The 12747-nt window shown below is 40.4% G+C and carries 8 protein-coding genes; 6 read left to right on the forward strand and 2 right to left on the reverse strand.

Annotated features, from left to right (window positions below; genetic code table 11):
* Positions 1-167: 167 nt before the first annotated feature.
* From ESZ39_RS16000 to ESZ39_RS16010, 3 genes are all read left to right on the forward strand, one after another.
* Positions 168-611 carry an acyl-CoA thioesterase gene (locus tag ESZ39_RS16000; RefSeq protein ID WP_191321826.1) on the forward strand — a complete coding sequence of 148 codons (444 nt, stop codon included), beginning with the start codon at positions 168-170 and terminating at the stop codon, positions 609-611.
* A 263-nt stretch (positions 612-874) separates the two neighbouring features.
* Positions 875-1627 (forward strand): electron transfer flavoprotein subunit beta/FixA family protein, encoded by a 753-nt coding sequence (locus tag ESZ39_RS16005; RefSeq protein WP_146880928.1) that lies wholly within the window; start codon positions 875-877, stop codon positions 1625-1627.
* Positions 1624-2550, forward strand: coding sequence for an electron transfer flavoprotein subunit alpha/FixB family protein (locus tag ESZ39_RS16010; protein ID WP_146880929.1), 927 nt, complete (start codon positions 1624-1626; stop codon positions 2548-2550). The genes ESZ39_RS16005 and ESZ39_RS16010 overlap by 4 nt, the downstream gene beginning before the upstream one ends.
* A 392-nt stretch (positions 2551-2942) precedes the next feature.
* Here ESZ39_RS16010 and ESZ39_RS16015 read toward each other — a convergent pair whose 3' ends face one another.
* A complete protein-coding gene (locus tag ESZ39_RS16015; RefSeq protein ID WP_223270421.1) occupies positions 2943-4298 on the reverse strand; it encodes a copper chaperone PCu(A)C in 1356 nt (451 codons plus the stop codon).
* Between the two features lie 113 nt (positions 4299-4411).
* On the reverse strand, positions 4412-8218 hold the full coding sequence (locus tag ESZ39_RS16020) for a multicopper oxidase family protein (protein WP_223270422.1): 3807 nt from the start codon (positions 8216-8218) through the stop codon (positions 4412-4414).
* 997 nt (positions 8219-9215) lie between these two features.
* Between ESZ39_RS16020 and ESZ39_RS16025 the strand changes: the two genes are divergently transcribed.
* The 3 genes from ESZ39_RS16025 to ESZ39_RS16035 all read left to right on the forward strand — a co-directional run bounded on the left by ESZ39_RS16025 (position 9216) and on the right by ESZ39_RS16035 (position 12399).
* Positions 9216-10016, forward strand: a complete 801-nt coding sequence (locus ESZ39_RS16025; protein ID WP_146880931.1) for an IclR family transcriptional regulator — start codon at positions 9216-9218, stop codon at positions 10014-10016.
* A gap of 316 nt (positions 10017-10332) precedes the next feature.
* Positions 10333-10710 carry a DoxX family protein gene (locus tag ESZ39_RS16030; RefSeq protein ID WP_146880932.1) on the forward strand — a complete coding sequence of 126 codons (378 nt, stop codon included), beginning with the start codon at positions 10333-10335 and terminating at the stop codon, positions 10708-10710.
* A 390-nt stretch (positions 10711-11100) separates the two neighbouring features.
* Positions 11101-12399, forward strand: coding sequence for a ribonuclease J (locus ESZ39_RS16035; RefSeq protein ID WP_146880933.1), 1299 nt, complete (start codon positions 11101-11103; stop codon positions 12397-12399).
* The last annotated feature ends 348 nt before the right edge of the window (positions 12400-12747 follow it).

A 12747-nucleotide genomic window follows, 5' to 3' on the forward strand; every position in this document is an offset into this window, starting at 1 on the left:
GCAGGAAAAATAACTCAAGGTAAGGCGCTCGATTGAGCAATAGCTGGCTATTGGGATTGAGAGCAACACAGCCTTGAGCTATTTTAACTAGTACAAGTGAGTAATAACTTAATGGGATTGGTATTAGTCAGAGCCCCCAGTAGATAAGTAAAAAAGTGGAGAATTTTTTGAACGAACAATTACAACATTATCCTCATCAGCTAAAACATCCGGTTAGATGGGGAGATATTGACATGTTAGGCCATGTTAATAACACCAATTATTTTCGTTACTGTGAAGAAGGTCGGGTTAATTTTTTTACTGATAGTGATATTAGAGCCGCACTTGGCGAAGAGAAACTCGGCTTTGTTGTCGCTTATATCGATTGTAAGTTTAAGTTTCCGGTGACTTACCCTGATAATCTGATTATTGCGACTAAAGTTGAGCAAATAAGCACGGATAGATTTACCTTAAGTCAGATTATTTATAGTGAAAACCATCAAAAGGTTGCCGCTAAAAGTGAAAGCATTATTGTTTCTTTTAGCCATGAGCTGCAAAGTAAGATCAACCTTCCTAGCACAGCATTGACCTTGTTAGAGAAAGAATTAGCCTGTGGTCGTGAATCAATTTAAGGCCAAGTTCGACAAAACTGTTGCTAGGTCAGGAGGTCTACTATTTAAAAGGCTTAGAAAGAAAAGTAGCATGTTAGCCCATTTTTTTGTAGGTCGGACTTCAGTCCGTCAACTGTTAAGCGAGCAATTAATGTGATGGAGCAAATATAAATAGCCAAGTTAATTTCATCTAAGACGATAACAATTAATTACCACAGAGCCAAATTTAAAAACAATAACAACAAAAATCATTTCAGATAACTCATCGAGGAGCAGTAAATTTCATGAAAGTATTAGTCCCCATCAAACGTGTCATCGACTATAACGTCAAAGTGCGTGTTAAAGCAGATAACTCAAACGTTGATTTAGCCAACGTTAAAATGGCCCTCAACCCGTTTTGTGAAATTGCGGTAGAAGAAGCCGTTCGCCTGAAAGAAGCAGGCACAGCCACTGAAGTTATTGTGGTCTCTATTGGTAATAAAAGTTGTCAAGAACAGCTGCGTACCGCGCTGGCTTTAGGCGCTGATCGTGCCATTCATATCGATACCGAGCTAACGTTTGACGCGTTAAATATTGCCAAGTTATTACAAAAAATTGTTGAAGAAGAGCAGCCTCAGCTCGTTATCTTAGGTAAACAATCTATCGACAGCGATAACAACCAAACGGGCCAAATGCTTGGTGCACTAACCGGTTTTTCTCAAGGTACTTTCGCCTCTGAAATTAAGGTTGTAGGCGAAAAAATTAACGTAACACGCGAAGTTGACAGTGGCTTGCAAACTGTTGCGCTAACCTTACCGGCCATTGTCACTACCGACTTACGCTTAAATGAGCCACGTTACGCTTCTTTACCTAACATTATGAAAGCTAAACGTAAGCCATTAGTGGTGAAGTTGGCTGCCGACTTTGGTATTGATTTAACCCCGCGTACCCAGTTATTAAAGGTTTCTCCTCCTAAAGAGCGACAAGCCGGTATTATAGTTGAATCAATTGATGAATTAGTTGAAAAGTTAAGAAATGAAGCCAAGGTGATCTCATGAGTATTTTAGTTTACGCAGAACACGACAACAGCGTGTTAAAAGCTGATAGCTTAAAAACAGTAGCGGCGGCACAACAAATAGGTGGCGACATCACTATTTTAGTGGCCGGCCATCACTGTCAGAGCGTTGCAGAACAAGCGGCAAAAGTTAATGGTGTTACCAAGGTACTTGTCGCTGATCATGTGGCGTTTGAGCATCAACTGGCGGAAAATATCAGTTTATTAGTGACTGAATTAGCAGCTGATTATAATGTCGTTATGGCGACGGCATTAACCACAGGTAAAAACTTTATGCCTCGCGTTGCTGCCTTATTAGATGTGGCGCAAATTTCAGATATTGTTGCGGTTGAAAGTGCTGATACCTTTGTGCGTCCTATTTATGCCGGTAATGCTATTGCAACCGTACAAAGCTTAGATGCTAAAAAAGTGATCACCGTGCGTTCAACCGGATTTGATGCCGTTGCCACTGATGGAACTGCAGAAATCATCTCATTAGGTAATGTGACAGACGCCGGTATTTCAAGCCATGTTAATGACGAGTTAACAGTTTCAGCACGTCCTGATTTAGGCGCAGCAAGAGTGATTATTTCGGGTGGTCGTGGCATGCAAAATGGCGAAAACTTTAGCTTATTAGATGGCATTGCTGATAAATTAGGTGCCGGCATTGGCGCATCGCGCGCCGCTGTTGACGCGGGCTTTGTGGCTAATGACATGCAAGTAGGGCAAACCGGTAAAATTGTCGCGCCAGACTTATACATTGCGGTTGGTATTTCCGGAGCAATTCAACATCTTGCGGGTATGAAAGACTCGAAAGTTATTGTCGCGATCAACAAAGACCCAGAAGCGCCTATTTTCCAAGTAGCTGACTATGGTCTTGTAGCAGATCTATTTGAAGCTTTACCTGAATTAGAAAGTGCTTTGTAAGTACTAAGGGCTCGCTGTCGATCTCGATGCTCTGCTATAAATAAAAAGCCAAGCGCTCAAGGGGGGCTTGGCTTTTGTGCGATTTAGACCAGATGAATTTATTCCAGTTTAAATTCAAGGTAATATAATCTTTTATCTGTAAGTTATATTAAGTAAGCTTGTGTTGACGAGATGTATCAAGCCCCAAACACAATAAGTAGGGTATTTGGTTCTTTTTAGCTGGGCAAAACTAGTGCTTATTTATCAGCGCATGTTAAATAAATCTCACTTTATTGCTACAAGTAAAAACCTTAAAGTATTAAAGCGTTATTGCCTTTGAATATCAGTTAAGTTATTGGTTAGTTGCTGGTAATTTAAAAATATCAATTAAAACAAAATCTTGTATTGATGTCTTAGTGATCTTTTATAATGTTAAGTGAGATGGTTTGCGTTGCCCCACTGGCAAACTCCAGAGTAATGTTAGTCTGGTCGCCATCTTGCAGTGATCGCTTGCGATGCTTTAACATAAGGTGTTTTCCTCCTGACGCAAATTTAAGCTGATCTCCTGAGGCTATTTTAAGCGCTGTTAACTCATTCATTTGCATCATACCATCGACCATTTTCATTTCATGAAATTCGACAAGTTCAAAATCTGGACTGCTTGCTGCGCGCAATTGCACCGTTTTGTCACTAACATTAATAAGTGTCATAAAGCCAGCGTTTGTCGTCGCTTTAGGGTGAGCTTGGCGACCCCAGGCATTCATGACAGCAACCACGTCAACATTTACAGAGGACTTAACCACTGCAGATTGTCGATAGACTTTAAGTTTACTGACTAGTGAGCTTATAGGGGCGGCATTGGGATCATGTAGTTCATCCATAAATGTTATTAACTCAATGACTTCCTGTTCGTTGAGGCGTAGATTTGGCATGGGCAAATTATTGTACTTTTTAAGTAGTGCTAGGGCGATAGGGTCTTTATTTGCTATCATTTTATCAGGGCTGCGCAACCATTTTATCAACCAGTGTTTTTCGCGACGTTGGGTAACGCCTAACAAATCTGGACCGATATCATCTTCATCTTCAATGCCATCGACTGAATGGCAGGAAGCACATCGAGTACGAAAAAGTGGCTCGCCAAGGGTAAGTGGGCGCAATTCAGGTGCGTTGTCATAATCATCTCCCACTTGTTTTGAGACCCATCCATTTAACCAGTTACCGAGTTGGTCAGCTAAAACATGTGGATTTTCAAAAGGTGAACGCGTCATCCATCTACCTGTTTTTTGATTGCCGATGATCATACTCACATTATGATTGTTTTTATTTGCGCCGCTATCAGCGCCCTCAACATAAAGACCTAGCTTACGACGCAAACCAATAACTTGTTGCTTGTCACCGGTCAGAAAAGTCCATTTTGCGCCAAAACGTTGCCGGTATTCAGCCAATACTTCAGGGGTATCATGTTCTGGGTCGATACTAATGGAATAAAAATGTACGTCATTGCCGACTCTATCTCCCATTATTTTTTGCACCCGTGTTAATTGTGCTGTTTCAAGTGGACAAACATCAGGGCAACTGGTGTAGATAAAATTTATGGCAACAATCTTATCTTTAATTAAATCCTCAAAAAAATTGACTACTTTGCCTTCATGGGTGGTAAGTTCAGTGTTGGGAAAATAATTTTTACCCCATATCGATTCTGCCGATATGGAAACAATAGATACCAAAAGTAATACCGTGACACTCGCTATCTGGAATGGTTTAAACATATCTGTTGCTTCCTTTATTATGCTAGCTACATTGTCAGTTAAAACAAATAGACTAAAGGGATAAAGCATGGACTACTCAGTAATCCATGCGATTAGCTTCTTAATATCACTTGTTAAGGTTTAGATAATTTCCTCGCTCTGTGCAGTGCCATATCGATAGTCACGGGGGTAGGACAGTTGACTACGTGAGGCGAGTTTAGATTGGTAAAATTGTAATCATTACTACCTATCTTGGCTGGGGACGCCCCGGGCCACTCGTGGATCATTACCTTCCCTTCATCCCTAAGTGCCTTAAGCTCTTCTAAGCCCTTAACCACGAACACTTCATCAGGGCTAACAACGTCACTGTTCCAGTGGGCGAAGCCAATATGCCACATTGGGCTATAATTTTTTTCTGGCATGAAGTATGAAGGTAAGCCAATTTGTCCTCCTAATGGGCCACCACCACGCAGCTGCATAGATAAATCAACCCCCGCTGTTTCAGCATTAACCGTGGATGGCGGATAACTTGCGTTAAGCGGCTCAGGCGGTAACCACTGTATTAAGGGGACAGCAGCTTGTGCTAAAAACTTATGCTTAGGTACGTAAATAATGCCCATGTTGTTCGCTGTGCCCGCAGGGAAGGAGTCAACTACAATGTAATAGGGGAGATAATCTGAATCTTCTGTCCACGATTTATGCAGTTTCATCCGTACATAGGGCTCAAAGGCTTCAACATTTATTTCAACCGCATGGCCGGTATCTCCACCCCATGTTCTGCCGTTATACATACAAGTTGTATTAGGCGGATCATCAGGGAAAGTCCCTTCCACTTTGGGATCACAGTTAACATCAACCCTTAATTGCTCCCAACTTTCATCGCCCCAATTAATAAAAAAGGTATTTACAATCACCTCTTTGCCATCCATCGTAACTCGACGCAATGGGGAGTAAGTATTATCCGCCGTTTGGTCAGGAATATTGGGATCATTTTGCTCAACAAAGTTAGGATTGACTCGGGTAACTGGATTAGGCAAATCACCAAAAAAAGTGAAGCTATCTGTAGTTTTATCATAGCTTGCTGCTGAGGTTGCGGCTTCTGCGGTGCCGACTAATGCGCCAGCCCAGCCAACACCATATTCTTCAGCTAATTCTTGATCAGAAATATCATGTAACACAAAGAATACCTCACGTTCGATACCATCATCATCAATGTTAATACCCCGACGTAGAGCTATTTTACCAATGGCTCTTTCATCTTCAGTTGGATTTAATGCATCGCCTATTTCCATATCTAACATATCAATTTCTTCGATTTCCATACCTTTTAGCCATATCTCTAGCGCTTGGTCATCTAGATCGGGTCCATATTGGCCGACAGCGTCACCGGTACGAAAAGTGGGCAGAGCATGTGTATCGACGTAGCTAACACCGTCCCACGATGGAATGGGTGATGGCATCACCAATGTTTGTCCTGGGTTTTCAATATCCCAGCGTAATAACATGGCATGATCTTCATGTTGAGTGTTGTGGCAATGTTCCATAAAGGTACCGGCAAACTCGCGAAAGCGTAAAGCGATTTCTACCATATCACCACTGTCTGGCTGTGGACCTAAACGATAAACGTCTTTACGAGCATATTTTTCCCAAGGAGGTGGCTCTTTACCATCACGGCGCAGGATAATCCCCTCTTCAAAGTGGATGTGAATGGGGTGACTCCAAGTACCACTGTTAAGTAAACGCCATACTTCTAATCCGCCTGAATTTTTTTGAGGTGCGGCGGACAAACGTCGGGGATCCATATTGAATCCTTTACCGCCATCCGTTTCAATAACCCAAGGGTTTTCGTCAGTGGCTTGGCGTTCAAATTCAAAAGTACGATGTAATGCCGTACCTAATTCGTCTTCAGTTGGACGGCGCAGTGGGATCATTTGTTTTTTGCCCTCAACATAATCAGCGGGGTCTAAGCTTTTGTCTTGACCTGCATACTTAACGACGCGAAATTCTAAGAAACGGCCCACCACAGGATCGGCACTCCAGCGATCGGGAACACCGTCACCATCGTCATGGATAGTTTGTGGGTCGTAGTCACCACTAACAATATCGGCAAGTGGGATGATGCTATCGGTACCCTGACCATTTTTATGCTGAAGCATATTCACAAGATGTAACTTATCTCCGTCTTTAAACTGACTGAAATCGACCACGATGTCATAACGCTCGGCAACACCAATCGTTGGCATTTCACCATTTTGCATTAATACCGAGTGCTCCATAATATTGCCATCATTGGCAACCATATGAAATTCAGCAGCCACACCCGATTCATTAACTAAGGCAAGTTTAAAGTAACGAGAAACCGAACCATTTAGGATTCTAAAACGATAACGACGAGCACGTACCTCAATATAGGGTTTGTATAGCCAATTTACGGTCATAACATCGCCGATGAAACCCTTTTGATTAAACGGGTTAAACCAAAGTTGTCCACTTTCATCCCAGGATTTTTCTGCTAAGAGTAAGTTAACATCATAGTCACGATTACCCCAATCCAATGCCGAACCTGATGGCAAACGAAGGTTGACACCGTCTTCAATCGACTCATTACCACGGTCAACCGCACTGTAGTAATTCATCATGGCAACATTGCCTTTATAAACATTTTGTGCAGTAAAATCGAGCATATGATCGTGGAACCAATGAGTACTCATAGTTTCACGCCAATCGCCTGCTAACTTAGTGATGCCGCCATTGCCATCGGGAGAACCAGCACGGGGATCTTGGGCATCGACATTAATGCTGTCATGGCCGGCAAGCGTAACTGGCCATCTATAATCATAAAATTGCCCAGGAAAGAAGAAAGCGTTGGCAAAACCATCACTTTCTGCCGGGTTATGACCATTGTGTTCGTGAGTGGTAATGGTGTGTAAACCAAAACCTCGGTTGGCAGAAACATCAACGGGAAGTGCATTATGGTGGCGCATGATGACCGGCTCACCATAACGGACTTTTAATAATTTGGGTGGAAAAGTACCATCAAAGGTCCAAAGTGATTCTTGTTCTTGCACGGGTAAATAAGGATGAAGTCTTACTTGTAAACCTTTGGTTGTGCCTACAGTACCCTCTAGACCTGTGGTGTTGTGATACAAACCGCCGGGGGCAAATTCACCGACACTATAAGTGTGAGTTTGCTTGTTATCACGCAGGCCGGTGTTAGTACGAGCACCTGTTTGAGCGGTACTAAAATAAGTTTTTGGTGCAAATTCTTCCCAACGTTGATGCGCCCAACCTTCGCCAGGTGGGCGCCCTTCGATTGGCGGGGTATCTAAATCGCGGCCAATAAATGATTCTATTAATTCTTGCCAAGGGTTGCTATCAACCGTATTTGCCCAACGTGTTGGAGCGGGGTAAATATCTTGTGTTAGAAACATATCTAAAGCAGCAGATTCAGGCATACTTGTGGCATCTTCGGGTACTGGCAGAGTCAACGCTTTTTCGGGGTCAACGTTTGCGTTAGCCAGTAATGCAGTGCCAAATTCTTCAAATCGTAGCAACTGTTGAGTAAAAGGTAGCGCGCCAAATAATGGGCTAGGAGCACCATTAGACGGTACGTCAAAACGTTTATTGTCAGCTTGATCTTCTTTACCACGGACGTTATTTACAGTAACGTCTTCTTTTCCTTCTGTAGCACCACCTTCAAAAGCGTGTTTCATTGCTAGCGCAATATCTTTGTCTAGCTCATCCATCTTGACTTCTCTTAAGCCAGATGTGTCGACTGCATCTTCAGGAGTTGGTATTGGCACTGGGGTAGGAGCTGGAGTTGGAGCCGGCATTTGAACTGAGGTCTCGTCGTTTCCACAACCTAGTAGACCAATTACTAATAAACATAAGGTGCAGTAGGTTGTTGCACCTTTTACCACATTTTGAATTATACTACTCATTTCATATCACTCTACTTCATGACTTTATTTTATTAACCGTTGATATAGATAACAAAATAAATATCTTATGACACATATCTAGAATAAAATTTAATGTTTTTAATCAAATTCTAGAACCTCTATAACTGCTTTTTATTTTTTCCTTTTTATTTTTTCCTTTTTATTCAATGGTGCCACTTGTCTAATACGTAAACGACTAACTTAAATTAATTTACAGCCTCTTAAGTTTAAATTTATATTTAAGTAATCGATTTTTAATGTAATAAACCCCGTGAAGTTGTAGTGAATACACACAGCAGTCAACTTTTTCAAGTAGCTCGTAAGTTGAAAATCGTGTGAGGGACATTTGTTTGCCTTGTTCAATATTCCAATAATTTGACCTATAACTTATGTAGATTAATTTTTAGTTTAAAGCGGTTATTTAAATCAACAGATGTGGCCTCTTTCTTACAGAGATTAAGTACATTGTGTAATAACACGAAACAAGGCTTAACTGTAACTAAATGTAATCATAGGGTCTTAATTTATAAATTACCATATAAATTATTCATCCTACGATTAAAGTTAGCAACGGCTAATGAGTTTAAGAGTGAGTTATGTTATTAATTTATTAAATTTATTAAGTATTCTGCTTTTTTATAGATGTTATATTGCACTTAATATAGTGACTTTAGGTTGTTTTTTACTCTATAAAGAGAGTATATCAAGGCGTTATTTTGCGTAAGGTATGTTTTAGTTCTACTTTTTAACTATTCGTTCAGCGTCTACTTTTGGTGTTTAGCGTGAACTAACAAATCAAATAAGACGATCTGTAACAACATATTTTTAATACGATCATCCTAACTTACTGCTATTAATCTATAAATTTATCCTTAAAGCTATCTATAATCTTTATTTTTAGAGCAAAAAATGAGATTATAACGCCATTATTTAAAAACGTATCGACAGTTATAATAAGTCACTACGTCTAGTGTGATTAACAATTGAGTAGCTCAAAATGAATACATTGACTGGTATGCCAAGAGATATAAATGGGGAAGTAGATCGTAAGTTTGTCGAAGCGCTTGCCAGAGGATTAGATATATTACGGGCATTTAACCCTGGAGACGGATTTCTTGGTAATCAGGAAATTGCTCAACGAACTGGATTACCAAAATCAAGTATATCCCGCTTAACTTATACTTTGACCAGTTTGGGTTACCTGACTTATTCAACGCGCTTAGAAAAGTACCAACTTGGTGCGGGTGTGTTGGCATTGGGTTATGCTTTTGTCTCTAACCTTGCAATTCGTCAAGTAGCTAACCCGCAGATGAAAGAGCTTTCAGTTGAAACTGGTACGTCGATAGGTCTCGCAGACCGAGACCGATTAGACATGATTTATGTTGATCATTGCGCGCCAAAAGATATTGTTACCTTTAAAAAAGATATTGGTGATAAAATTCCTATGGCCACTACGGCAGCAGGGCGAGCTTATTTAGTCGCATTATCAGAAGAAGAACGTGATTTCTTTCTCCGTCATTTCAAAGAAAAGCTTGGTGATAAATTTGATGCGGTTAAAGCCGGTATTGATCAAGCGTTAGAAAGCTATAAAGAATTTGGTTATTGCCACTCTTGGGGCGATTGGGAACGAGATACTAATGCGATTGCGGTACCGTTAAAACTCACCCAAGGACAAATTTATGTCTTTAATGCCGGTGGCCCAGCATTTAGATTGTCGAAAGAGTTTTTGGGCGGTGAAGTTGCGCCACAATTAAAGAGTATGGTGCGAAATATTGAAGCCACTTTAATTCGATTTTAAGACCTTATCTTGGTTTAATTATCTCAGATTATTGCGTTTTAGAAGGCCTTTGTTTACTGCAAAGGCCTTCTACCATTGGCGAAGTAATTATACGAGATTACCTTTTTAGTTCAAAATCTAATCGCGAAAAATCAATAAGCCCTAATATATTTGCATTAATGAAATATTTTGTTGATAAAAAAAGTACTGATAAAACAACTGGATAAAAAGTAATTAAAGTGAAATCCCTAACAGTTATCTGGCTTTGCTTTACACTTGAGCAAATTATTAATCAGCTCTTATCTGGGGAAAAAAAAGTGAATAAGGAGAATAACTGATGCCTCGCACCCCACTTGTAATTATTGCCTTGTTCTTTATTATTGGCGGCATCGCTCATTTTTTTATGGCTGACTTTTTTATAATGGCGATGCCAAATTATTTGGCTTATCACAAAGAACTTGTCATCATTAGTGGTATATTTGAAATTTTGGGTGCAATTGGCCTTTTGATTCCAAAAACTCGACTCTTAGCAGGTTATGGGTTAATGGTCTTAATTGTTGCAGTTTATCCGGCCAATATAAACATGGCTTTGCACCCAGAAAAATATCACGATATTTCAGCATTTTTTTTATATCTGCGCCTACCTGTTCAATTATTATTTATTTGGTTCGTATGGTGGGCAATTACACCAGAAAGGATTGAAAAAAACAGGTAAAAAAATAATAAGGCGAACAATTTTGCGCATTATTGAAGTTGAATTAGGCCACATAGTTGAAAAGCTGATACTAAGCTTAGTGAAAAATTTAGCTAGTTTTGTTACTGAATAATAAAATAATTTTTTGATGTAAATCATTTGTCTATTGTTTATTTTTATTACCTAATTGCTGATGTTTATGCATAAAGTTAATGTTATTTAGATCGTAACTTTATAGATGAACGTATAGCATCCAATAATCTTATTTTTATCTTAAAAGCGGTGTTAACAACCGTTGCTTATTTCCCATCCAGATTAATATTTTAGGAATTTACTATTTATTCACTCACACCAACCGAGAAAGACCTTTGGTTTCTACCTCTAGGCGGAACGGGCGAAATAGGCATGAACATGAACCTTTATGGACATGCCGGACAATGGTTGATGATGGATTGTGGCATAACGTTTAATAGTCCACTTTGTACAGAAGCTGAATCTAAAACCTCTGGGTTGCATAAACATGACGTTGTAGCTGCCGACCCTTGGTTTATTAGCCAGCGTAAAAAACAATTAGCGGGTATTGTGATTACTCATGCCCATGAAGATCATTTAGGTGCTTTACCCTACTTGTGGCGTCGGTTTAAATGCCCGGTGTACACCACCAAATATACTGCTGAAATACTACGGAGAAAACTTTCTCGTGGTGGTTTTAATGACAAAATTCCTATTATTGAAATCAGTAGCGGTGAGCGAGTCAATATTGGTGAGTTTAACGTTGAATGGTTATCAATTACCCATTCACTACCCGAGCCCCATGCCTTTGTTATTAGAACTTCTGCAGGCAGTGTTTTTCATACTGCAGATTGGAAAATTGACCCTGCACCAGTGACAGACAAGCCTTTTAACGCCAACCCCTTTAAGTTATTAGGTAAAAAAAATATCTTAGCCATGGTTTGCGACTCAACTAACGCTATGCGCGAAGGGCATTCTGTGTCTGAGCAACAATGTTATAAGGGGTTAAAACAAGCCGCGGTAAAAGCCAAAGGACGAGTTGTAGTTGGGTGTTTTAGCAGTAATATTGCGCGTTTAATAACCTTAGCAAAAATAGCACAAGAGACAGGGCGCTACTTTGCATTATTTGGTCAGTCATTACAAAACACAGTGGGTGCAGCAAAAGCCACCGGACATTGGCCAGATAATTTACCAGTAGTTGATGCTTTTAACGCGGGATATTTATTACCCAATGAAGTGTTAGCGGTAGCAACCGGTAGTCAAGGAGAGCCAAGAGCGGCATTAAATCAACTGGCCAAAGATACCTATCGCAATGTTTCTCTGGATGAGGGTGACCTAGTGATCTTCAGCTCTATTGTGATCCCCGGCAATGAAAAGCCTATCGAGAATCTGCTGAAAGCCTTTCAAGCCCGTAAAATTAAAACCCTGACGGCTGACGAGTCAGAACTACCAATCCATGCTTCAGGGCACCCTTGTCAAGAAGAGCTGAAACAAATGTACGAATGGGTGCGCCCACAAATAGCCATACCCACACATGGAGAAGTTGAGCATATGCAAGCTAACGCTGATATGGCAAGTTTAAGTCATGTTCCTAGAAGTCTCACAGGTTTAAATGGCGACCTGTTTAAACTGGCACCCGAAGTAAAATTGGTTAAACAAGCTGTGAAAGCCGGCAGGATTGCATTGCAGCAGTCCTAGGTATGCTGGTCGATATTAAGACCACCCCGTACTAACCTTTTTTGCTTGCCAATGTAATGTTATTAAGCCACCCATAATAACTTATGCATATTTACTTCAATAAACTAGACTTAATTTATCTTGATAATGTTATTAAGCCACCCATAATAACTTATGCATATTTACCTCAATAAACTAGACTTAATTTACCTTGATTAAATTTGGTAATTGTTATGCCTAAGCCTCGCTCACAACAAATCAGTTTAGTAGATACCCCGTATTATCACATTTGCAGCCGCACGGTACGAAAGGCTTTTTTATGTGGCGTGGATAAAGAAACGGGGGTCAGTTTTGAGCATAGGCGCAGAT

This window comes from Colwellia sp. C1TZA3, from assembly GCF_007954265.1.
In the GTDB taxonomy this organism is placed as follows: Bacteria; Pseudomonadota; Gammaproteobacteria; order Enterobacterales; family Alteromonadaceae; genus Cognaticolwellia.